Annotated in this window: 18 protein-coding genes; 10 read left to right on the top strand and 8 right to left on the bottom strand. The window is 54.1% G+C overall.

Annotated elements, in window-relative coordinates:
* Positions 1–29: 29 nt before the first annotated feature.
* From ACT3T6_RS12560 to ACT3T6_RS12540, 5 genes are all read right to left on the bottom strand, one after another.
* Positions 30–809, bottom strand: a complete 780-nt coding sequence (locus ACT3T6_RS12560; RefSeq protein WP_193053099.1) for a CLCA_X family protein — start codon at positions 807–809, stop codon at positions 30–32.
* A gap of 55 nt (positions 810–864) precedes the next feature.
* Positions 865–2,541 carry an alpha/beta hydrolase gene (locus tag ACT3T6_RS12555; protein ID WP_193053098.1) on the bottom strand — a complete coding sequence of 559 codons (1,677 nt, stop codon included), beginning with the start codon at positions 2,539–2,541 and terminating at the stop codon, positions 865–867.
* 1,056 nt (positions 2,542–3,597) lie between these two features.
* Positions 3,598–5,046 (bottom strand): SLC13 family permease, encoded by a 1,449-nt coding sequence (locus tag ACT3T6_RS12550; protein WP_226912156.1) that lies wholly within the window; start codon positions 5,044–5,046, stop codon positions 3,598–3,600.
* A 619-nt stretch (positions 5,047–5,665) separates the two neighbouring features.
* Positions 5,666–6,919 (bottom strand): M20/M25/M40 family metallo-hydrolase, encoded by a 1,254-nt coding sequence (locus ACT3T6_RS12545; RefSeq protein WP_193053096.1) that lies wholly within the window; start codon positions 6,917–6,919, stop codon positions 5,666–5,668.
* Between the two features lie 89 nt (positions 6,920–7,008).
* On the bottom strand, positions 7,009–7,893 hold the full coding sequence (locus ACT3T6_RS12540) for a LysR family transcriptional regulator (protein ID WP_193053095.1): 885 nt from the start codon (positions 7,891–7,893) through the stop codon (positions 7,009–7,011).
* Between the two features lie 98 nt (positions 7,894–7,991).
* On the opposite strand from ACT3T6_RS12540, the gene ACT3T6_RS12535 reads away from it, so the two are divergent.
* From ACT3T6_RS12535 to ACT3T6_RS12505, 7 genes are all read left to right on the top strand, one after another.
* Positions 7,992–10,004 carry a 3-hydroxybutyrate oligomer hydrolase family protein gene (locus ACT3T6_RS12535; RefSeq protein WP_193053094.1) on the top strand — a complete coding sequence of 671 codons (2,013 nt, stop codon included), beginning with the start codon at positions 7,992–7,994 and terminating at the stop codon, positions 10,002–10,004.
* A gap of 199 nt (positions 10,005–10,203) precedes the next feature.
* Positions 10,204–11,169: a TAXI family TRAP transporter solute-binding subunit gene (locus tag ACT3T6_RS12530; RefSeq protein WP_193053093.1), complete on the top strand. Its 966-nt coding sequence runs from the start codon at positions 10,204–10,206 to the stop codon at positions 11,167–11,169.
* Between the two features lie 21 nt (positions 11,170–11,190).
* Positions 11,191–13,101, top strand: coding sequence for a TRAP transporter permease (locus ACT3T6_RS12525; protein WP_226912155.1), 1,911 nt, complete (start codon positions 11,191–11,193; stop codon positions 13,099–13,101).
* Positions 13,098–14,504, top strand: coding sequence for an acyclic terpene utilization AtuA family protein (locus ACT3T6_RS12520; RefSeq protein ID WP_193053091.1), 1,407 nt, complete (start codon positions 13,098–13,100; stop codon positions 14,502–14,504). The genes ACT3T6_RS12525 and ACT3T6_RS12520 overlap by 4 nt, the downstream gene beginning before the upstream one ends.
* Positions 14,491–14,844 (top strand): AtuA-related protein, encoded by a 354-nt coding sequence (locus tag ACT3T6_RS12515; RefSeq protein ID WP_193053090.1) that lies wholly within the window; start codon positions 14,491–14,493, stop codon positions 14,842–14,844. Before ACT3T6_RS12520 ends, ACT3T6_RS12515 begins: the two co-directional genes overlap by 14 nt.
* A 124-nt stretch (positions 14,845–14,968) precedes the next feature.
* Complete coding sequence (locus ACT3T6_RS12510; RefSeq protein ID WP_193053089.1) at positions 14,969–16,195, top strand: YbfB/YjiJ family MFS transporter; 1,227 nt, start codon at positions 14,969–14,971, stop codon at positions 16,193–16,195.
* 148 nt (positions 16,196–16,343) lie between these two features.
* Positions 16,344–17,807, top strand: a complete 1,464-nt coding sequence (locus tag ACT3T6_RS12505; protein WP_193053088.1) for a sodium-dependent transporter — start codon at positions 16,344–16,346, stop codon at positions 17,805–17,807.
* A 158-nt stretch (positions 17,808–17,965) separates the two neighbouring features.
* Here the strand turns inward: ACT3T6_RS12505 and ACT3T6_RS12500 are convergent, their stop codons facing one another.
* Together ACT3T6_RS12500 and ACT3T6_RS12495 are read right to left on the bottom strand one after the other, a co-directional pair.
* Positions 17,966–19,267 carry a Y-family DNA polymerase gene (locus ACT3T6_RS12500; protein ID WP_193053087.1) on the bottom strand — a complete coding sequence of 434 codons (1,302 nt, stop codon included), beginning with the start codon at positions 19,265–19,267 and terminating at the stop codon, positions 17,966–17,968.
* Positions 19,264–19,707, bottom strand: a complete 444-nt coding sequence (locus ACT3T6_RS12495; protein ID WP_087106828.1) for a LexA family protein — start codon at positions 19,705–19,707, stop codon at positions 19,264–19,266. Before ACT3T6_RS12495 ends, ACT3T6_RS12500 begins: the two co-directional genes overlap by 4 nt.
* 356 nt (positions 19,708–20,063) lie before the next feature.
* On the opposite strand from ACT3T6_RS12495, the gene ACT3T6_RS12490 reads away from it, so the two are divergent.
* Positions 20,064–20,963, top strand: coding sequence for an alpha/beta fold hydrolase (locus tag ACT3T6_RS12490; protein ID WP_193053086.1), 900 nt, complete (start codon positions 20,064–20,066; stop codon positions 20,961–20,963).
* A gap of 40 nt (positions 20,964–21,003) precedes the next feature.
* Positions 21,004–22,026: a patatin-like phospholipase family protein gene (locus ACT3T6_RS12485; RefSeq protein WP_193053085.1), complete on the top strand. Its 1,023-nt coding sequence runs from the start codon at positions 21,004–21,006 to the stop codon at positions 22,024–22,026.
* A 57-nt stretch (positions 22,027–22,083) separates the two neighbouring features.
* Here ACT3T6_RS12485 and ACT3T6_RS12480 read toward each other — a convergent pair whose 3' ends face one another.
* Positions 22,084–22,650: a Smr/MutS family protein gene (locus ACT3T6_RS12480; RefSeq protein ID WP_087106822.1), complete on the bottom strand. Its 567-nt coding sequence runs from the start codon at positions 22,648–22,650 to the stop codon at positions 22,084–22,086.
* A 194-nt stretch (positions 22,651–22,844) separates the two neighbouring features.
* Here ACT3T6_RS12480 and prmB point away from each other — a divergent pair, with 194 nt between their 5' ends.
* Positions 22,845–23,804 (top strand): 50S ribosomal protein L3 N(5)-glutamine methyltransferase, encoded by a 960-nt coding sequence (gene prmB, locus ACT3T6_RS12475; RefSeq protein WP_172117146.1) that lies wholly within the window; start codon positions 22,845–22,847, stop codon positions 23,802–23,804.

Raw genomic sequence — 23,804 nt, 5'->3', positions numbered from 1 at the left:
TGAACGGCCTGGTACCTGATAACCAGGGGTTATAGGGGGCGGCTTAAGGCGAGGCCTAACTGGCTGAAATAGCGTTGAAAAGCAGTATTGATGTGCTGGCGGGCGCTGCCCTGGGGGTAAAGGCCAAGTTCGGCTTCTGGGGTGGCTTTGGTGCCTTTAACCAAAAATTGATTCTTGATCGGCGCGTCCTGCACAAAGGCTTCAAACGCGCGGGCGCATAGCTCTTCCGGTTTGCTGTAATACACTTGTCCCAGCTTGCGGTCCATGGCTACCGAGTGCTGAAAAAGCTCGCTGGGCCGCTTGCCGTCGGGTTGTAGCAGAATGGCCGTAAAGCACTCCATTAGGCGCAGGTTAAGTGGGTGCACAATAGGCGGCGCATCAGCTAGCCAGGCGGCTGATGCAAATATATCGCGAGATAGCCCTGTGAAACATTTTTGCGCAATGTAGTGATCAAAGGCATGAAACCACTCGTGAGCGATACTGCCAGGGCCTACGTTCTTAGCCAGCGCAAAGCTGCGCTGGGCGGGGTCGTAATGGGCGGCAACGCCGGGCCGCCCGCCGCTGCCATACTGCAATGCCAGTGAGCCGCGTAATGACACCAGCGTTTCGGGGCCTTGTAGAATCAACATCAAATCGCACAGCGCATCATGAAACAGCTCCGCTGCACGGTCGCGCTCAGCAGGAGTCACCCAGCGGCCAATTTCGATGGAGCGAAAATCGAACTGGCGCCGAATAAGCGCAAAGCTACTGGGCTCCTGCTGGCGATGAGACGGCCCGTTGCGATAAAACGTTCGAGCGTCGATACTCACGGCGCGCTTACCTGTTGGCTATCGGTAAAAGTATTCAAGCTAGACAGCCTGAGGATTAGTGCTGAATCCTTGCCTCCCTGGCGTGAATAAAGAAGTCACGTAAACGTTTCAGAGACTCTTCATCCCAGCCGGGCGGTTCGGAAAGCGCGGCCCAGGCATCAATATAGTCTTCCGCCGCAATTTCATGGCCAAAGCCTGGCGGGGCGCTTTCGGTAGTAAGGTCTACCAATAATTGCAGCATTGTTACCACAGGATACCAGCGCAGATCGGGTGAAACATCGGGACCACGCGGTGTGTGCATCCAGTCTGGTTCACGCCAGAAAGAAGCGGGTTCAAAAAACGTAATGGGGTCGCTGGCATATTGCAGGTAGGCAATACGAAAATTTCCCCATTCTCCCGGTACTTCTTGAAGCCCCTGCGTTTGGTTCATAAAGCGCACTACCGAGCCATCGCGAAACCTGGGTAGCCAAGCTGGCGAGCCGTGATCACGGTCAGCCGTAATGCGTTTCCATGTGTCGCTTCGGAAAGGCGGGCCGGCCCATAGCGCTCCATTAAAGGGATCATCAATAATATCGTAGAGATCAAACGAAAGATCCGAGTTAAGTGCGCCCAGGCTGAGCCCAAACAGGTACAGCCGAGGGCGCTCGTCACTGGGAAGGCTGGACCAGTAATCATAGACCACTGCAAATAACGCCCGGGCATTTTCGACGCCATAATCGGCTTCAGAAATTAGCGATAGATGGCTGGGCAGATAGGAGTATTGGGCTGCTATCGTGGCAATGTCGCCGCGGTGTAGGTATTCCACTGTATCCTGCGACCCCGGGTCTATCCACCCACGCCCTGTTGGTGTTGCTAATACCAAGACAGAACGCTCGAAACCGCCCACTCGGATCAGTTCTTCCAGCGCGAGTTCGGCTCGCTCGGTAGGCGTTTCAGCAGCATTAAGACCCACATAAACGCGGACAGGGTCAGGAGCTTCTTCGCCCAGAAAGTCACCGATTTGCGCGCCGCTCGGGCCTTCGGTCACAAAGCGCCGGCCACGGCTGCCTAACGCTTCCCAGCTAATTAACGACTCTGCGCTGCCGGGCTTTAGTGGGTCTTCAGGCGGAGAAAGGTCGCTTTGCATAAGCTCATCTACCTGCTGATAAGAGCGGTCGGCCACCTTTAGCGCATACGAAAAAAGAATGCCTTCGATAACGAGCCAAAACAGCGCAATAGCGGCGATCGTGCCCAGCACATAGGCTACTCGGCGGGGCAAAATATAAGCCAACTTACGTGAAAGTAGCCGGAAGGTACGCCTAAAAAGCAGCGCCATAAGCATTAAAAACGCAAACACACCCAAGGCAATTAAGGCAATGGAGAAGGGATGTGTGCCGCTAACGGGTTCCATCTCCATTAGTTGGCGAATACTATTTTGCCATTCGGCGGCTCGCCATAAAAAAAGAGCGGCGATGCTCAGGGATACAGCGGCGGCTAACCAGTGAAAATACGTTTCCAGCCGCGCATTGGGGGCAGGTAAATGGAGGTAACGCCAAAGCCCATGCCCCATCACTCCCAACGCATAGCCTGCGGTAAAACTTAGCCCCGACACGATACCTTGCGCGATGAGTGGGCGAGGTATAAGGCTTGGCGTTAGCGAAAACGCAAAGAAGAGCGTGCCCAGTACCAGGCCCACGCCTGAAAAACGCGCAAGGCGTGAGAAGATCCACTGTTGTTGTCTGCTCAGTTCCATTGGTTATCCATGGTCGCTGTAGGCTTTGAACGAAAATCGCTAAGGCGTTGGCGCTAAGCGAGTGGCTTTCTGCTAACTTTATTCTATTTCAGGCGCAATGAACTTGCGAATAGATGGACTTTCGAACAGGTGGATATGCGCATAGGAGTGAAGCGTCATGGGTGGGGGAGGAATAAATGCTGGGTATGGAACCAGACGAAAAGAAGCCCTCGATGCGAGGGCTTCTTTTCGTCTCCTTGACCATCCATGACATCTTGCAGCTCATCCTGAGCGATCGCTTCCTTGCTAGCGGTTTCCTTGCCGCGAACACTACAGACCATAGCTAAAAGTTAATTGGTGTACAAATAATTATTGTAAAGATATTGTACGAAAACGTTTCAGAACTGATCCGATGCGCAATGGAGGCAAACTTCTGTTTAAAAAATGGCCAATGCTTGCCTGCGGGTTGGCCTTCTGCTGTGCTTAATGGCTGAATTCAGGGTTGGCTCGTTGTGGCGTAGGGCGATACCAGGCTTGAGGTTGAAAGGCGAGTTGTCCGTATTACCCATTTATCAGTAATAGTACGAAGAAATTAGTATATATTTTTGAGTTATACTTAACGTAATTGTCTTAATCAGTGGTCCCCAAAGCTTTTGTTGGTAATTTGGCGCCGTTTTTATAGTCAAGTTGTTTAATGTTTAATAAAGTTTATTTGATAATTTGCTAAGATTGAAAAGGTCTAAAGTTTAGCTTTTGTTTTATTCGGTAATTATTAACCTTGTTTGGCAGGTGCTTTTGCTTTGAAATAAAACATTTGCAGGGTGTATTAAATGTTTGTAAAAAAAGCGCTTGTTTTATCTTTTCATAACCTGGGTTAGATAACTCAGGCGCTTTAGGGTCCATTGTAGCCATATAGCGCAAGGACAGCGTATTAAGGAAGAGCAAATAAGGATATTTGTGGTACACAAGGAAGCATGAACAGGATGTTCGTGGTGTAGGATTATGGAGGAACTAATCATCCCCGGCCAGCAATGGCCGGGGTTTTTTTAATACTCTTTTGAAAAGATAGTTCGCTAATTAAGGTGTGGGTAACAGCAGCGGCATAATAAAATAAACAAACAGCGTAATCGCAATAGCGCTTACGAGGTTCATGGCAAATCCCGCTTTGGCCATTTGTTTAATAGAAATACGCCCTGTGGAAAATACAGCGGCGTTAGGCGGGGTGGATATCGGCAACATAAAGGCACACGTAGTGGCGAGAGCAACCGCCACCATTAATCCGAGCGGGTTGCCGGTCGTGATGGCTGCAGCCATGCCTGCGGTAATGGGCAGTGCCATATTTGCCGTTGCGGTATTGGAAATGATTTCCGTCAAGAACAGCATTAACAGCACCATAATTAACAGTAGCCAGAAGTAATTGACGCCATCCAGTAACTGCAGTTGCTCGCTGATCCAACCGGTCAAATCGCTGGCGATGAACGCAGCAGCGAGCGTCATACCCCCGCCCCAAAGTATAAACAAGCCCCACGGCAAGCCCTTCATATCGTCCCAAACCAGCAGGGCGCGTTTTTCGTTGTGGGCAGGAATGACAAACAACGCAATGGCGGCGGTTACCGCAATAATCGTATCGTTAATGGGCAGATCAAAAAACGGTGCCAGCCAGCCGCGTAACGCCCAGGCCAGTGCCGTTGCCACAAATACGCCCAAGACACGCCTCTCTTCCTGGCTCATGGGGCCAAGAGCCGCAAGTTCCTGGGCCACAAAATCAATCTCAAGCGGCGTATTGGGTATTTTGGTGTATATCCGAGTGAGATAGACGTACAAAATCGCCAGTAAGATCAGCGTGAGTGGCAGCGCGAAAATCATCCACTGCAAGAAGCTGATTTCTACCCCTTCAAAAAACTGCGGGATCATGGCCACTACGATGGCATTGGGCACTGAGCCGATAATGGTTGCCAGCCCGCCAATCGAGGCTGAATAAGCAACGGTTAGCAGCAAAATACGTGCAAAGCTATCGCGATGATGACGTTCAAACTGGTCGCGTTCGTCTAATTCATTGGTTAGCGCGACGGCAATAGGCAGCATCATAAGCGCTGTGGCGGCGTTGGATATCCACATGGATAAAAACGCCGAGGCAATCAAAACGCCTAATACGATGCTGCGCAGGCTGTTGCCAATGCGGTTGACGATAGACAGGGCGATGCGTCGGTGCAGATTCCAGCGCTCAATGGCAATGGCCAGAATAAACCCACCCATGTACATGTAAATAACCGGGTTGGCGTAGCCCACAACGGCTTCGTCCAACACCATCACACCGCTAAGCGGCAGTACCAACATGGGTAGAAAAGAAGTAACAGGGATAGGAACCGGCTCTGTCACCCACCAGGCGCTCATCCATACGGTTAATGCCAGCACCGTGCGGGGGGCTGGATCAATCAGCGTGTCTGGCATCAGTACCTGTATTAGTACAAAAAGAAGTGGTCCCGCTAACAGTGGTACCCAGTGGCGCCAATTTGACAATGACATTCGCATACTCGTCTCCTGACGCTATTGCATGAATTTATTGATAGTTTGCTAACAATAAGAAGCGGGCATGCTACCACTTTCGTTTATACGCCGTTGGTTGTAGATTTTTAGACTTTGGTATAAGGATGTGGAGTGCCGGCCAGCGCTGCTTTCACTCAGCGTGGTAATCAATAGCAAATTGAGAGGGTGCAAGGGTTGGGGCGTTATTTGGCGGGAAGCATAAAAAGTAACATGTCGTATTGTCAGAGTTATTGGCGTTTAATTTTTTATTTGGCTCTTATTGTGCATGAAGATTAACTATTTTTAAGTATAAGCAGCGCATAATGCCGGTGCCTACGTTGGCTATTGGCAACCATCTTTTAGAGATTAAGGACTTTTAAACTTTTCCTGCCTCAGGTTAATGTATTTGACACATTTAAGGTTCAAGGTAGGCAGTACCACAAACGGAAACGTGGTTAGGAAGAACAAGCAAGGAGTGCTTGTGGTCGCCAAGGATGCACGAACAGGACGTTCGCGAGGAAAGATTACGGAGGAACCGATAAAGCCCCAGGCAGTGATGCCTGGGGCTTTCTTATTGCAACGTGCTAATAAAACATACTAATGAAAATGAACAGCGCGGTTATTTGTCCTCGTTGTTCTCCGGTTTTGCATGTCCCTGGTGGCTAAGTGCGCTTGCTTGGTCAAGGCGCGGATGGTTATCCAAAAAATCACGCTCAAGGTTGGGCAGTTTGTCCAGCGCTTGTAGGGTATGCGTGAGCGCATGGATAGCGGCCAGTACGTCCTGGGTGTTTCCGGTTTCCGAAATGGTGTGCATATTGCGGATCGGAAAACCGATGGAGGTCGCGGCGCTGTCGATAGAGGCCAGCACGCCTGCCATGCCGTCGGTGCCTGTATCGACGCCCACCATATCGCGCTGCATCGGAATATCCTGCTCTTTGGCGGCGCTGGCGATGATGCGGTTTAACTGCTCACTGGCAATCGAACCTACCGACATGGTAAAGCCTTTGCCCATTTCCAGCGGTTGCATGCGTTTATCGCCGATACCCGGCGCGGCTACGTAGTCGTGGTTAACGTCCACGCCAATCAGCGCATCGGGTTTTAGCTCACCGGCCATTACCCGGCTACCAAAGCGGCCAATCTCTTCGTAGCTTGCAATCGCAAACATAATGCGTACGTTGTCAGTGCCGCCTGCTTCGGCGATTAACCGCGCTACTTCAGCCGTTACAAAACAGCCCAAGCCGTTGTCCAGGTAGGCGCCGTAGAAGGTGTCGGGGCTGAAGCCGGGGCGGATAGGGCGGTCAAAAATAATCGAGTCACCCGGGCGCACGCCTAAATTAAGCACTTGCTGCTTTTTATTCTCGCCGTGAATTTGCAGGTCCAGGTAGATCTGTTCTTTCTTAATGCCTTTGTCACCGGTGCGCGCTGCTGGGTCGGAAAAGTGAATGGCGCCGAGTGCTTCAACGGTGCCGCCCTCAATCGAGCGATAGCTGCCCGGTTTTTCGGGGTCTTCACTGAACAGCTTCACTTCATGGCCGATCAGCACGGAAGGTAAAAAGGAGTCGGTGTTGATCCAGATTTTACCGTCTTCACCGATAGAGCGTACCTGCATACGGATCTTGTCCGCATGGCCGATAATCATGACCTTGAACATATCATCGCGGTTAGGGTGGGTATCCAGCACCACGCCTGCGTTGCCCTTAAACTGGTGAAGGTGCCAGCTTTTGGGGGCAAATGTCTCGAAGTAGGGCTTTAAGACGCCGTAGGTCATGGCCCCTTCAAGGCCAACCGGGCTAGGCGCGGCCAGGATGTCGCGCATCAGCTTGAACTGCGCTTCGGGCATCGGTTGTGTCCAGGGTTTTGCAGTATCGCTCATCGTATCGCTCACTTACTAAGGTGGGTGTTAATCATCTCTAGTCTGCCAGATTCACGCTCAGTGTGTAGAGAAAGCCATACTGAAAACACTTATTCGTGGCGATGAATCAGCTGGCGTAGTGCACTGGTTGCCGCAGATGGTGGATGCCGCCGGCTTAATATAATGCCCAGTTCACGGCGGATAGTTGGCTCGATTAGCGGGCGATGCTCAATGCCGTCGGTAGCAATTTGCCGGAAGCTTAATGAGGGGAGAACACTGATTCCTAAGCCCGCCGCCACCATACGGCCCACCGTCGCGATCTGGCGCGCATCGCATAAAATATCCAGCCGTTCCCCCACGCTTTGCATAATGCGATCAATATCCTGACGTGAGCTGGATAGACGGTTAATGCCGATAAAAGGGTAGGCCGCCAGTTGGCTCCATGCGACTGATGACTGAGCGAGCAGCGGGTGGCCTTTGGGGAAAACTGCTACATAACTATCTTCGAGGATAGGCTCGAAAGTCAGGTCATCCGCATCATCAGGAGGCACTGATAGGCCCAGATCAGCGCGGCCTTCGCGTACCATCTGATTGATTTGGTCTGCCAGTACGTCATGAAGACTCAGATTAATGCGTGGGTAAGTCTCATGAAAGCGCTTGAGAACACAAGGGAACAGGCCAGCTGCCAACGTGGGCAGTGCTGCTACCGTCACTTTGCCGCGCTGTTTGGAAAACTGATCACTAAGATCTTCAAATGCCTCATTCCAATCATTCAGCAACCGGATAGCGACCGGCAAGAAGGCATCGCCTTCCGGTGTCAGAGTAAGCTGTCGCGCCGTACGGGCAAACAGTGCGCCGCCCACGTTATCTTCCAGTTTGCGCAGGGCAATGGAAATAGCTGGTTGGGAAAGGTGAACTCGCTCGCTGGCTTCTGCCAGGCTGCGAGAGTGAGCGACGGCAACAAATACGCGAAGCTGCTGGATGCTTGGATTCATTTATAAAGTAAAACACAAATTAAAAACTATTCAATAAACAAAAATGAAAGCCAGCCCTATTATCTTTTTTTCAATAAAAATAAATGGAAGTGAAAGATATGAATAGTAAAAACACGTTATTGAGTGCCGCTGGATTGCTAAGTTTCTGTCTGTTGACCCTTGGCGTAGTCGAGGCTAATAACGCAAGTGAGCTTCCCTGGTTAAGAATCGTGAGTGAAAAAAACTACGATGGCGAAAGTGATGATTTGGTAACGGCGGGGCTGGGTATCAGCGCGTTGATCAATGAAAATGCACCTAAGTTTCTAGATCCGTTGGCGCCCACTGCTGAAGAATTGAGGCGTAGCTCGCTTTTCACCAAAGGTACCGCGGGTTTTGGCATCACCTATGGACCCAACGTCGATGCCTCTACGGGCAGTCTGTTAAATCAAGAGTTGATAGGTGGCTCTGAAATTATTGCCTATGCCGACGATGGCAGCGGAGGCGAAAACGTTTCTCTGCTACTTCAAGTGCCTGAACATTTCGATTGGCAAACACCCTGTATTCTGGCGGTACCAGTGGCAGGCTCCGCGAGCCTGTTTCGCGATGTCGCGACCATTGGCTATTGGGGGCTGCAAAAGCAATGTGCGGTGACCTATACCGATAAAGGGCTGGGAAACGGCTTTCATGATCTTGAAACTGATACCGTGACACGCTTTGACGGCATTCATTTGCCTGCGAACGAGGCAGGGCAGGATTCGCTTTTTACCGCTGACATGACATCTGATCAACGTCACCGTTTCTTGAGTGATTACCCCCATAGAATTGCATTCAAGCATGCGCATTCGCGCCAGAACCCTGATGCTTCTTGGGGGCAGGATGTGCTGCGTTCCATACAGTTTGCCCTTTTTCAGTTAAATCAGATAAGACCTGACGAAGCAAATGAGCTGGACGCTGCTAATACCATGGTAATGGTTGCTGGTAATTCAAATGGCGGCGGTGCTGCTTTATATGCCGGCGAGAGCGACCGGGAAGGGTTGATCGACGGCATTGTGGCAGCCCAACCGCAAGTGCAGCTTCAACCCGATGAGCGTGTTTCAGTCGTCAGGGGGGAGCGAACGATGACGGGAACAGGGCGTTCTCTAATGGACTACTTTACTTACGCGATTCTCTATCAGCCTTGTGCGGCAGTCGCAACGCCTGACGCCCCCATGAGGCAGACTATTACGCAAGCGGAACAGCGCTGCCAAAGTTTGAAAGAACGCGGGCTACTGCATGCCGAAACACTGTCGGCACAAGGGTATGAGGCGTTGGAAAACTTGCAGATGTACGGCTGGGAGCCCGAGTCCGGCCTTCTACACGCATCGCACTATGCAATAGCGCCTACCGCCACCGCCGTTAAATATGCAAGCTCCCATGGGCGCTTTGGGGTGGAAGAACGCTTATGTAGGTATAGCTTTGCCTCTGTTGATGAACATGGCACGCCCCGAGCAGTACCGCGGGAGGAGCTAGCGGTTATTTTTTCCACGGCGCCGGGCGGTGCTCCCGCTGGATCGGTTGATATCATAAACGATGCAAACCCCGGCGGCCCTATGAAGGATTCGCTATCGAGCTCTCCAAGCAGCGGACGTCAGGATTACAATTTGGATGGTGCCCTTTGTCTACGTGAATTGATAGTAGGCGACTCTGAGGATGCTTTACGTGTACAGGCGGGCATCGCAGATGTTCAAGGCAGCGCTAATTTAGGAGGAATTAGTACAATTATCGTGCATGGTAGGTCTGATGCGCGTGTGCCCGTTGGCTTTACTTCGCGCCCCTATCTGGCACTCAATTCCCTAACGGATCCTCAGCCTAACGTGCACCTTTACGAGCTAACCAACGTTGAGCATTTTGGCGCAAAGCTACCTGGTTATGCCGAGAATTTTGTGCCGATTCAGCCGTACCATATAGAGGCGTTAGAAATAATGTATGACCATCTTCGCCATGGTACACCGCTTCCACCTAGTCAGGTGATTCGGCCTGTGCCGGGCGAAAATAGCGGATCAGGAAACCTGCAGCAGCCCGGAATTCTTATGCAGCCTCAAGCAGGCGATATTATTCATACTCGCGAGGGGCACGTAACCATACCCGATTAAATCACGCCGCCATGGTACTAGCGCGTATTAACAAGCCTGCTTAAAAGGTTTTATAAAACAAAACAAAAGGCAAAAAATATTCAATATACAAAACTGAAAGCCAGCGCCATTCTTGAATTAGCCGCAGCTAACCACTGCACGGCAGAAAGACAATCCACACTAAAATAACAACGGCTCGTAAGCGGGCCTTGGAGACGCAATGAAAACGCTACTTACCGCCATAGTGGCCAGCGCCGCTGTGTTGACTGCTGCTACTTCACACGCCGATGAACGCTTGTTGATTGGCTCTACTTCTAGCTCTTCCAGCCACTACAGTTACTTTGTCGCGATTAACCAGATCATTAATAACCAGGTCGAAGGGGTGAGCTCCTCCGTCGCGGAGACAGGTGCAGCGGTGGATAACCTGCGCCGCTTGGGCCGCAATCAGATTGATATGGGCTTAGTGACTACCAACATCGGGTATCACGCCTATGCCGGTGAAGAAGATTTTGAAGGTCGCCCTGTCGATAGCCGTTTGCTATGGGTATACACCGTGGCGCCGCAAAACGCCGTTATGCGTCAAGATGCCAATGTAGCCACGCTTTCTGACCTAAACGGTGTGCGTTTCAATCCCGGTATCACCGGCTCAGCAACAGAGAAAACCACCGAAGCCGTTATGCGCACGTTAGGTATTGAACCAGAGTACGTGCGTGGCTCCACTACCGATATGGTAGATGCCATGAAAGACGGCCGGGTCATGGGTTCCGTCAAGTCAGGTGTTGGCGAACGGCTTGATGGCTCGACCATGGATATCGCTACGTTCACACCCATCAACGTGTTGTCGCTTGATGAAGAACAAGCCGACATGTTGCGCAGTGAAATGCTCGACATTGCGATTGTCGATATTCCTGAAGGAGCGGCAGACGGTATTTCTGCTTATACCACTTGGGCATTTGGTGTCGCCGTCCATGCCCACCCGGATATGGATGAAGAGACGGCCTATCAAATTGTTAAGGCGGTAATGGAAAATCCTGATCCGCAGGTCAACGCATTTTCAGCTATGCGCGACGCTGATATCGCCAAGATGACCCTGGAGGTGGGCACCGTGCCGTTGCATGCAGGGGCTGCCCGCTATTTTGAAGAACAGGGGTATGACCTCCCCGATGCCTTGCAGCCTGTTGAATAAGGCTAATCGGAGAGCATGATCATGCGCGAGACAGTTACCAAAGGTTTAGCACTTATACTGGGTGGGCTAATCCTTTACACCTCCGCCACTGGGCCGTTTGAAAGTTTGATTCAGCGGAGTATCTTTCTCGCGCTGGTTATTCTGCTTGGACTTGCCGTTTATCCGTTAGGAGAAGGGAAACGCTGGCGCCCCCTAGGGCTTGCGGTAGATATCTTTCTGGCGGTCGGTGTAGTGGCAGCCTGCAGTTACGTAGCAATGAACTATGAGCAAATTCTGGTCGAGCTGCCCTGGGCTACGCCCCGCGATATGCTGCTGACCAGCGTACTGCTGGTGGCTATTCTCGAACTTTCGCGCCGGGCGATCGGGGTTATCTTTCCATTATTGGTGATAGCGGGATTAGCTTACGCATGGTTAGGGTCTGCCATTCCTGGGCCACTTGGTCACCGTGGGTTTGATCCTTACTACATGACGGAAACCATCTTCCTCGGCGATTTAGGCGTTTGGGGCATGTTGGTAGGGGTGGCCGCCACAACGATTGCGGCTTTCGTTCTGTTTGGCTGCTTGCTGCTGCATACCGGGGGCGGTACGACCTTTATGGATTTAGCCCTGCGTATTAGCGGTCGCTCGCCGGGCGGTGCTGCCAAAGTCGCTACCGTTGCTTCCGGGCTATTCGGCATGGTTAGCGGTAGTGCGGTGGCTAATGTGGCCACCACGGGAAATTTCACGATTCCCATGATGAAGCGTTTGAACTACCCCCGACCGTTTGCGGCCGGTGTCGAAGCAGTCGCCTCAACCGGCGGGCAAATTGCGCCGCCTATTTTGGGCGCAGCAGCGTTTATCATGGCCGAGATTTTAGGTGAAAGTTACCTGCGGATTGCGCTAGCCGCTTTGCTGCCGGCCATTCTGTTTTATCTGGGCGTGTTTATTACTATCCATTTAGTGGCCAAGCGCCGCCAGTTGCAGGTAGTGCCTGGTGAAGAGCTACCGAGCTGGTCAGATGTGCTGCGACCTGAGCGTATTATTCCTATCTTGGCCGCTTTAGGTGGACTGTTTTACGGTGTGCTGAGTGGTCGCTCGATCCAGATGGCAGCGTTCTACGGCATCTTGATGACAGTACTTACCTTTGTACCATTTGCACTGCTTGCCAAGCGGCCGCTGCGTGAAATTATTAGCAAACTCATCAGCGGATTAGTTGATGCGGGCAAGGGCATGGTGATTATCGGCGTACTACTGGCAGGTGCGCAGATACTGGTCGCGATGATTGGGATGACGGGCATTGGTGTGACGCTGGCAAGCTTGATTGTCAACGTGGGTGGCGAATCGCTTTTCCTGGTCGCTTTTATTGTTGGCGGCGTGTGCCTGATTTTGGGCATGGGCATTCCAACAACTGCCGCTTACGTACTGGTGGCTTCGGTATTGGCACCTGCGCTAACGGCCATTGGTGTTGAGCCGCTCATTGCTCATCTGTTTGTTTTCTATTTCGCAACCCTTTCGGTCATTACCCCGCCTGTCTGTATTGCTGTGTTTGTAGCTTCAGGTATTGCTGGTACCAACTGGCTACCGGCAGCCGGTGAGTCGGTGCGCTTGGCGGCGGCTATTTATGTGATTCCTTTCTTGCTGCTGATTTATCCCGCCTTGGCAGGGTTTGGCTCGGCCTTGGATATCGTTCTGGCGAGCTGTCAGGGGATGGTATTTGTGGTGGCTTTTGCGGCGCTTATGTCGCGCGTGGCAATGACAGGCAAGCGCTTTATTGATGTTGTAGCGCTTGTGGTGGTCATTGGCCTTGCGCTGACGCCGGGCTGGCTCTCAACGCTTGCGGCGTTAGCACTCATTGTCGGGCTATTTCTTCGCCGCCGTTCCCTGCTTGATGATACGCCTGGGTCTGTTGCCAGTAGGCATCAAACTCTTCAAACCAAGGAGACACACCGATGAGTTTTTTACTAGGTAGCGGCGCGGGATTTTCTGGTGACCGTACCGACGCGGCTGTGGCAGTGGTAGTGGAGTTGATCAAGCGTCAGCAGCCGTCCGCCTTGGTGTTTGAAACCCTGGGTGAGCGCACCTTGGCCGCCGCCCATCGGGCCATGCGTGAGGATCCAGAGAGCGGGTTTGAACCTCTGTTAGATGAGCTGTTGGCCCCGGTGCTGCGCGACTGCTTGGATCATAATATCCAGATTTTAGGCAACTTTGGTGCTGCGAACCCGCAGGGTGCCTGCCAAGTGATTGCTGACTTAGCCGCGCAGCTGGGGCGTCGTAATGTACGAATTGCCCAGGTACATGGCGACGATATTCGTGACCAGTTGCATCGCCTGGACTTGCAACGATGGGAAGCTGAACGCCTTGATATGCCGGACGATAACGCCTTGATTTCCGCCAATGTCTATTTGGGCGCTAAGGCGCTGGCGGAGGCATTGGCGATGCAGGCGGATGTCGTCGTTACCGGGCGTGTCGCGGACCCTGCGCTGTTTTTAGCGCCGCTCATGAATCACTTCAACTGGCGCTGGGATGATTGGGACCGCTTGGCTTGCGGCATGATGGCCGGGCATTTAGCCGAGTGCGGTGCTCAGGTGAGTGGGGGCTATTTTGCTGACCCCGGATTTAAAGACGTGGAAGGGCTCGCCACGGTGGGCTACCCGATCATCGAAGTAGAGCAGGATGGCCGCCTGATAATTACTAAGCCCACGGGCACCGGTGGCTGCGTCACGGAACAAACGGTGAAAGAGCAGCTGCTCTACGAGGTTCACGATCCGGCTAACTACCTGACCCCGGATGTCACGGTGGATCTCTCTTGTGCTGAGGTGCACCAACTGGGAGAAAATCGTGTCGCGGTAACCGGAATTCGAGGTAAGCCTGCACCTGAGCGTTTGAAAACTACCGTTTGCTACGATGGCGGTTGGCAAGGCGAGGCGGAAATTTCCTATGCAGGCCCAAATGCGCTGGCGCGGGCCCAGTTGGCAGCACAGGTGCTGCGTGAACGGTTGGTATTTCGCGCTCCTGCGGAGCTACGTACGCGTCTGGATATTATTGGTCTGGCCAGCGTGTTTGATAGTGACAGCGGTAACTTGCAGCGTAATGCAGCAGGTATCTCCGGTGGTGATTACCGGTTGCGGCTCGCGGCCGAGCATAGCGAGCGCCGCTGGGTAACGCGGGCCACGCAAGAGTTGTTAGCGCTTTACTGCGCCGGGCCCGCTGGTGGTGGCGGTGTACGTCGTCAGTTTCAGCGGCGGGTTTTTACTGCGTCCTATTTAGTAAAGCGTAGCGATATCCACGCTCATGCCAGTCTATTTGAGTCGTCGGCGCTCGGCCAAATTAGGAGTGAACGTTATGTTGCAAGCTGAAAGCCCTTTATCCATGGAGCATGCGCCTACTTCTGTGATGCTCCATCAATTAGCCCACGCCCGTGCTGGTGACAAGGGTGAACGTCTTAATGTGGCGCTGTTTGCCTATGACATTGATGACTACGCAACTTTGTTGGAACAGGTGACAGAGGCGCGCGTGCTGTCACTTTTTTCCCACCGCGGGGCCAGCCGTGTGCGACGCTACCCACTACCCAACTTGGCAGGCATGAACTTCGTGATTGATGACGTGCTCCAGGGAGGGGTTAATGGCGCCCTTAATTTGGACGGGCATGGCAAAACGCTGTCCTTCTTGTTGCTTAGCCTGGAGATCAATCGATAGCAGAAGATAGCAAGACCCCGACCTAAGTGGTCATGACGGGCTAACTGAAATCCCTTACTATGCTGCTAATGTATGCATGCTAATCAATGTAATGGTGAGTAATGGGCATTAATGGAGTCGTTTGATGACCCCAGCCACGCTAGGTTCCCAACGATTTAAAGTGCTACTGGCGGGCGTTTGCAGTCAGCTTTTGTGTGTTGGCATCGCCCGCTTTGCCTATACGCCATTGCTGCCGATCATGCAGCAGCACACCTGGATGGGCGACGCGGATGGTGGCTGGCTAGCGGCGCTTAATTACGCGGGCTATATGCTGGGCGCGGTGCTGGCCGCCTCGATTCGCAGTATTTACATCAAAGACACGCTTTACCGTATTGGCCTGGTGCTGGCGGTGCTGACAACCGTGGGCATGGCTCTTACGGAGAACTTCTGGCTATGGGCGGCGCTGCGTTTTTTGGCGGGGCTTTCCAGCAGTGCGGCCATGCTTTTGGCGTCTGGGCTGATCCTTCACTGGTTGATGAACCATCACCAGCGGGGAGAGCTGGGGATTCATTTTGCGGGGCTGGGGTTAGGCATTGTACTGGCTGCTGTGGCGGTAGAGTTAATGCTGGCGTTCTCGCTTGACTGGCAAAGCCAGTGGTGGATTTTTGGCGTATTGGGCGCGGTGCTGTTGGTGCCTGCCTGGCGATGTCTGCCACGCCCGGTAAGGCCGGTTGCAGGTGCGCATCACAAAGCATTGCCTGCCGCCAAGCCGCCTTCGCGTACCTTTATGCGCTTAATGTTGCCCGCCTATTTTTGTGCCGGGTATGGCTATGTGATTAACGCCACGTTTATTGTCACCATCGTGGAGCGCGAGCCGCTGCTTGCGGGCGCGGGTAACTGGACCTTTGCTGTGGTCGGTTTAGCGGCCGCACCTGCCGTTATGCTGTGGGATTTGGTGGCGCGGAGGCTTGGCTATTTGGGGGCGCTGGTGGTGGCCATGTCGATCCAGGCCGTGGGAATTGTATTGCCTGCTATCTCCTCAAACCTGGTGGTGGTGTTGCTCAGCGCGGTGCTATACGGCGGCACTTTTCTAGGCTGCGTGAGTTTGGTGCTGACCATGGCTGGCAGGCTTTACCCGGCAAGCCCTGCGCGTTTAATGGGCCAAATGACGCTGGCGTATGGCGCCGCGCAGATCTTTGCACCCGCCTTAACCGGCATGCTGGCTGAGGCCTCGGGCCACTATACCGTGGGCCTTTGGCTGGCCGGTGGCTTTGTCATGTTGGGGGCGGTGCTATTGGTGTGGCTGCGATGCGTGGACCAAACTGCTCAGCGGCTGGATGCCGAGGCGCAAGCGCTGTCTGTAATGCGCTAATTGAAGCGCTAAGTGATGAGCGAATGGGGCAGGTCAGGAAGAAGCCAGGGGCGTCGGGCGGCCGTTTTCAGAAAAGAGTTAACGAGTTTTGTGCTTTTGAGCCGAAATCCTCTAGGATAAACGCTTTTTTTACACCAGAAGGATAGTCATGGCGTCTTCCGAGCAACCTCGCATCCAGTGGCTGGGCCGCTGGGGGTTCGTGCTCGCCGCTACCGGTTCGGCGGTAGGGCTGGGCAACATCTGGAAATTCCCGTATATCACCGGCGAGTATGGCGGTGGCGCGTTTGTGCTTGTCTATCTGGCGTGCATTTTTGCGGTGGGCGTGCCGGTAATGATGAGCGAAATCGCTTTCGGGCGGCGAGGGCGCGGCAGCCCCATTGATGCGATTCGTCGAGTGGTTAACGAGTCCGGTCGCTCATCGGCGTGGTCGCTGCTTGGCTGGATGGCCATGCTGTGCGGCTTTTTGATTCTGTCGTTCTACGTGGTCGTGGCAGGCTGGTCGTTTTCTTATCTGTGGAAGATGTTAACCGGTGGTCTGGTGGGCACCAGCGTTGACGACATGGCCGCCGTTTTTGGGGAAAACAACGCCAACCCGCTCAGCCTGGGCTTCTGGAGCACGCTTGTTACGCTGGTGACCATGATTATTGTGGGCAAAGGCGTTCAGGAGGGGATCGAGAAAAACGTCAGTTGGATGATGCCAGGCCTGGTCATCATGCTGATACTGCTGATTGTGTACGGCGTGTTTTCCGGTGGCTTTGGTGATGCGGTACGCTTTTTGTTCTCCTTCAAGGCGGGGAGCCTCTCCAGTGAAGGGATGTTAGCCGCGCTTGGCCATGCGTTCTTTACCTTATCGCTTGCCTCGGGTGCCATTCTTACTTACGGAAGCTATCTGCCCAAAGGCGCCTCCATTGGGCGTACCACCATTAGCGTCGCCATTGCCGATACGGCCGTTGCCTTGATGGCGGGGCTGGCGATCTTCCCGGTAATTTTTGCCAATGGCATGGACCCAGGTGAAGGCCCCGGGCTTATCTTTATGAGCTTGCCGCTGGCGTTCCAGGCCATGCCGCTGGGTACGCTGTTTGGGATTCTGTTTTTCGCCATGCTCTCCATGGCCGCGCTGACATCGTCCATTTCGATGGTTGAGGCGACCGTTTCCTGGCTCTGCGACAACAAAGGGTTCTCACGCCGCAGTGCTGCGTGGAGCACGGGGGTTGTGCTTTGGCTGATTAGTACCGCTGCCATGCTCTCCTTTAACCTGGGCGCTGATTGGACGTTGGCAGGCAAGACCTTCTTTGACTGGCTGGACTACATCACTTCACGCTGGATGATGCCGTTGGGTGGGTTAGGCACCGTCATACTGGCAGGCTTTGTCCTGAAGAGTGAAACGTTCCGCGACGAGCTAGGGCTCTCGCCTCTGCCCTATACGCTATGGCTTGCCATGGTGCGTTATGTCAGCCCGCTGGGTATTTTGGTTATTTTCGCTGATGCATTAGGGCTGTTTACCGTTACCTTTTCAGTTCATTGGCCGTGGTTGTTGGCTATCCTGCTGATCATGATGGCGCTGGGCGAGTGGTTGAGCCCTCGCCTGCGTCAGGCGTTAACGACACGCTAACGGATTCTCTCCAGCCAACGCTGCTGCTGAGCAATGAGTGACGGCTCATCCAGCGGCGTTTGGCAGGTGATTTGAGTCTCTTCCTGAGATCGTAGTTGAGACAGGAGCTGAGACAGGAGCTGAGACAGTAGTTGAGATCGTAATTGAGATAGCAGCGGTTACTTGCGTAAAGCAGATTGCTTGATAGCACCAGGATGGGTGCCTGCCTTCATCAACTCATCCCAGCGTGTGGTGTAGCGGCCTGAGCGGTGCCCGCAGCGTAGCTGCCAGGCGGCATCGGCATCCGTCATACCAAAGCTGATGGTGCCTTGCCCCATGCGCTGATTGATATTATCCAGGGTGGCCATTAAGTAAGGGTATCGGTTCCGCGGTGGTTGATGTAGCAACGAGAGCTGGTGCTGCTCGGCATCAACCAGATCCAGCAGCATCACACCTGCCTTCATAAACCGGTAGCCTGGCCGGTAAACCTGTTCAATCCCTTGGTGAACGGCCTCAAGAATTGTGCGCGTATCATCGCTGGGTGAGGGCAGGGGCACCATGGCGTGAGGAGAATACTGGGGTTGGTCTCGGCGGTGGCGGTTGGTGTTTAAAAAAATCATCACGGCTCGCGTTAGGCTGCGCTGCTGACGGAGTTTTTCGGCGCTGCGCTGGGCATGTTGGCGTAACGCGTTATGTACTTCTGTTTTACTGCCGGTTGATTGGCCGAATGAGCGCGACGTCATAATGCGGTGGCGCGGTTGATCCAGCGCATTCATCTGCAGGCAGGGCGTACCGCGCAGCTCCAGCGCCGTGCGGGCCAGCACTACCGAAAAATGTTTGCGCAGTAGCCGAAGGTCAGCCTCACGTAAGTCCCAAGCGGTATTAATATTACTGATCGCTAACCGCTCAGCAATCCGGCGCCCAACGCCCCATACGCTGCCCACCGGTGTCTGTTTAAGCAGGGCGGTCGTTGCCGCATCTTTTCCCGTCAGCAGGCACACGCCTTGATAGTGAGTCGCCTGCTTGGCCAAGTGGTTGGCAAGCTTCGCCAGCGTATGCGTAGGGGCCAGCCCGACGCATACCGGCAGGCCTAAATGACGCCGAATCCGCCGACGCAGCCATTCGCCCAGGGTTTGGCACTGCTGGTTGCTGAACGCCTCTAGGTAAATAAACATTTCATCAATGGAGTACGGCGACACGGCTGGGCAGGTATCACGCAGTAGCTGGCACAGCCTGGCCGACATATCGCCATACAGCTCATAGTTGGATGACTTGAGGTAAATGTCACCACGCTTACGCAGGCTTTCGAGCTTAAACGATGGCATGCCCATGGGGATGTCCATGGCTTTCATCTCGGCAGAGCGGGCGATGATACAGCCGTCGTTGTTCGACATAACGCCAACCGGTTTGCCTTCCAGCGCAGGATCAAACACACGCTCACAACTGACGTAAAAGTTGTTGGCATCGACCAGGCCAATCATCGGACATACTCATGAATGACGGCACGCACTACTCCCCATAGCTGGCACTCGGTGCCTTCCAAAGGAAGCGGCGGGTAGTGAGGATGCGCGGAGCAGAGATGCGGCGTATTTTGGTAGAGGGCGTAGCGCTTAATCAGCACTTCCTCTTCAAACATGGCAACCAGAATGTGCCCTAGCCGAGGCTTAATGCTGCGGTCAACGACCAGCAGGTCGCCATCAAAAATCCCCCAGCCTTCCATACTGTCACCAGCGGCGGAAAGGTAGAACGTCTGGGTAGGGTTTTTTATTAACCGCGTGTTGAGATCGAGCGTACGCGGTTCGTAATCCTGCGCTGGTGATGGAAAGCCGCTAAAGCCCGCACGGCCTTGTAACGATGAAAAAGGCAACGGCTGAGACGTTAACGGCAAGGTGGGCACGAGCGTCGATGGAGGCAACGACATCGTCGGCATCCTCACTGAATGTAATGTGTATGTATATACAGTATTTATTCGTGAGGTTTAAATTGCAAGCGTTGAGCGGCGATTAGGCAAGCCTAGCGCGCTAGCCACAACCCCACGACGATGGCACTAACAACAGCAATAAAAAAAACAAGGTTACGGGCGCGTGTATCGCGGCGTGGTTTCATGGCAGCACCATTAGCAAGAGTTGGGTAAAAGCGACGGAAGAATTGCGCCTGGCATGGTAACGTTTGTTACTGATACCGTCATCCAGACATTGCCTGAACGCTGAATTCAGGAACATTAAAGGCGTCGCGTTATTTGCCAACGAGATGGCCGCTTCATCAGGAAAACAACCTATGTGTGAACCAACCCTCCAACCCGCGTCTCGACACTTCGCGCAGCCGCTGGTGCTTGCGCAAGGGCGCTTGGCCGCACTGGGCTGGGGCCGCGTGGATGCACCTGTCTGGCTGGCGCTACACGGCTGGCTGGATAACGCGGCAAGCTTTAGCCGCTTGGCACCGCTTTTGGCAGATGCGCTGGATATCCGCGTGGTAGCCATTGATTTTCGCGGCCATGGGCACTCCCAGCATGCCGCTTTCGGAAGCGACTATGCGTTGTGGGATTACTGCCACGACGTGCTTGATGCGCTGGACGCACTGGGTATTGAACAGGCTTCTTTACTGGCCCACTCCATGGGCGCAGCGGTTGCCTGCCTATTGGCCGCTGCTATGCCGGAGCGTATTGCCCGGTTAACCTTGATTGACGGGCTGGGGGCATTGAATACGCCTGCGGAAGAAACCGCCAGCCAGTTGCGCAAAGGGCTTATTGCCCATCGTCGCCCGCTTTCCCGCCCACCACGCTATGCTGATATCGAAAGTGCGGTTGCCGCGCGGGTAGCCGGTGGCGTCACCACGCTGGATAGCGTAACGGCGATGCCGTTGGTTGAGCGTAATACGCAAGCAACTGCCGATGGCTATCTACAAATGCGTACGGATAGTCGACTGCTAAAACCCTCTCTGGTGCGCTTTACCCCTGAGCAGGTACTGGCTCTGTTAGCGTGTATTCAGGCGCCGGTACTACTGATTGAAGGCGAGCAGGGTATTTTAGGAAAGCGTGCCTGGGCCGAGCAGGCGCGCTTGGCGGTTAATGATCTGACCCGCCATGTGTTGCCTGGTGGGCATCATCTACATTTGGAATCTAAAGCGGTTGCCGCTGTGGCGGAACTCGCCACCGCTCACTGGGAGGCAGCCGTGTAAAACGCTTATACGGTCGGCTCAAGAGCAATAGGAATAGCCAATGAATCAACTGACGCACGCGGGTAGCGGGAAAAAAGTGGCTTTGGTGTTGGGCAGTGGCGGGGCGCGCGGTTATGCCCATATCGGTGTCATTGAAGCCCTGGAGGCACGAGGCTTTGAGATTATTTCAGTGGCGGGATGCTCCATGGGCGCCCTGATTGGTGGCATCTACGCTTCTGGCAAACTGCCCGAGTATCGGGAGTGGGTCTGTAATCTCGATTATCTGGATGTGCTAAAGCTGGTGGATGTGACCTGGAGCCCGATGGGTGCCATGCGTGCCAATAAGGTGATGAGTAAGTTGGAGGCGTTGGTAGGCGATGTGCTCATTGAGGATTTGCCTATTCCGGTGACGACGGTGGCGACTGACCTGGTTCGCCAGCGCGAAGTGTGGTTTCAAAATGGCCCGTTACTGCGCGCCATTCGCGCCTCTATCGCCATTCCAGGCGTCATTACGCCGGTCAATGTTGGTGACCAGGTGTTGGTCGATGGCGGGCTGCTTAACCCGCTGCCTATCATGCCGGTTATTTCTGCCCACGAAGCAGACCTGGTAATTGCGATTAACGTAACGGCACATAGCCCGCAGCCGGTATCACTGGAAGAACTCCTGCCCCGTGAGCACGAGGAAAATGATAGCAGAACGGCGCAAGAGCGTGACCGTGATGAAAAAATTGGCGGCTGGATGAGCGACGTGCGCCAAGCCACCCTGCGTTTATGGGAGGGGCTTGGCAGCAGTGAAGAAGACAGCGGCGTGGAAGCTGGCGCTGAAGAGAGTGTTGAGACGCGAGGCAAGCGCGAGTGGAGCAAGCTCGATATGATTTTAGAGTCGTTTGATATTACCCAAGCGGCCCTGGCAAAATACAAAATTGCCGGTTATCCGCCAGATATATTGATCGAGATTCCCAAGACGGTATGCAGCACGTATGAGTTTCATCGCGCCAAAGACTTGATCCGCCTGGGGCGGCATTTGGCCGATGAGGCGCTGGAGCGGCGCATGCCCAGCATTGCCTCGGATGCGACAGAGTGAGGCAGCGAGCCACTGGAAAAGTGCCAGTAGAGCAGTGAAGAGAGCGGTTGAGCGGCGTTACGCCCCGCGCTTACGCAGCAATATATAGACCGCTCCGGTGCCGCCATCAATATCAATGGCCGAGCAAAAGGCCAGCACCCCCGGCCATTCGCGTAACCAGGTATTGGTGTGGCTCTTAAGCACCGGAAAATCTGAAGTGGTGCCCCACGCCTTGCCGTGAACCACCAGCACGCAGCGTAGCCCTTGGCTTGATGCATCGCGCAAGAAGCTTTCAAGCTCCGCGCGGGCTTCTTCAAGCGTGTAGCCGTGCAGGTCAAGCCCCGCCTGCCACTCGGTTTGGCCACGCTTTAACTGGCTGAAGGTACGCCAGGGTAAATCGGGCACGCTAAACTCAAGGTACTCAGACGGGCGCACGGCCTCGACCCGGCCATCCGATGTGCGGCCGCTGGCTTGTACTGTGCTGTTTTGAACCGCCGCATTACGCCGTGCCTGTTGGGCTTCATCATTGCGCTTGGGCTTGCCGGGGTCGGCTTGATTATGTGCAATACGGCGTACGCCCGCTGCTTGCAGCGCCTGGCGAAAAGCGCTGATATCGTCATCGTTGGGCAGGTGGCGTCGCGTCATATCAAGCTCAAAGTGTGAAAAGGAAGAAAGAGTAAAACAAGAAAGCATATAAAGTGCCGACAGTATAGCGAGCTGAGCGGCGCTGTGAACCGGGCGGCGTCAAAGGTACAATCTTTACAGGTACAATCTTTTCTTTATCAATGAGTGTAGCCGCATGTGGCTGCATGGATGGTTTTCGTTTATCAGGAGTCGCTGTGACCACGCACCTCAATGCTGAGACCTCTCACTCAACCCTTTCGTTGCCGGATACGGCGTTGGTGAGCGATCTTTTTACACTACGCGACTATCTGCGCTGGGTATCCAGCGAGTTCTATCTGGCTGGGCTGCACTATGGCCACGGCACCGAGTCTGCCTGGGATGAAGCCGTTGCGCTCTGCCTGGGGGCACTTCACCTGCCCTGGAACGTCGACCCCGCCGTTTTGGAAGCACGGCTTTTGCCTGTTGAGCGCCAGCGTATTATCGCCCTGACCCGGAAGCGGGTAGCCAGCCGCCAGCCATTGCCGTACCTGCTGGGCGAGGCCTTTTTTGCAGGTCACCCCTTCAATGTTGATGAGCGAGTGCTGATTCCGCGCTCGCCGATTGCCGAGCTGATCGAAGACGGTTTTTCGGCCTGGTTCCCGGAAGAGCCGCCGGAGAGCGTGCTGGATTTATGCACCGGCTCTGGTTGTATCGGCATTGCAACCGGCCTTTATTTGCCTACCTGCGAAGTGACGCTTGCCGATATTAGCCAGGATGCACTGGCCGTCGCCCGAGAAAACATTACCCGCCATGACGTGGGTGACCGGATACGGGCGGTCGCCTCGGATGTGTTTGACGGGCTGGAAGGCCAGCGCTTTGACCTGATTGTTTCCAACCCGCCCTACGTCGATGCGCGTGATTTGGCTACCATGCCCGCCGAGTTCCGCCATGAGCCCGCACTGGCACTGGGTGCCGGTAAAGATGGCCTGGATATTGTGCGGCGTATTTTGCGCGAGGCGCGCAGCCATTTGAGCGATACAGGTTGGCTGATTGTCGAAGTGGGCAATTCTGACCGCCATGTGGAGGCTGCGTTTCCCGACGTGCCTTTCCTGTGGCTTGACTTCGAGCGCGGCGGCCAAGGCGTATTTGCTTTGAGCGCCGATGAACTCGACGCCCATGCGGCGTCTTTTGCGTAA

Origin of the sequence: Halomonas sp. 72, from assembly GCF_052379785.1 — a bacterium.
In the GTDB taxonomy this organism is placed as follows: Bacteria; Pseudomonadota; Gammaproteobacteria; order Pseudomonadales; family Halomonadaceae; genus Vreelandella; species Vreelandella citrativorans.
The sequence above is the reverse complement of the archived record's forward strand: the minus strand, read 5'-3'. Positions and strand labels throughout refer to the sequence as shown.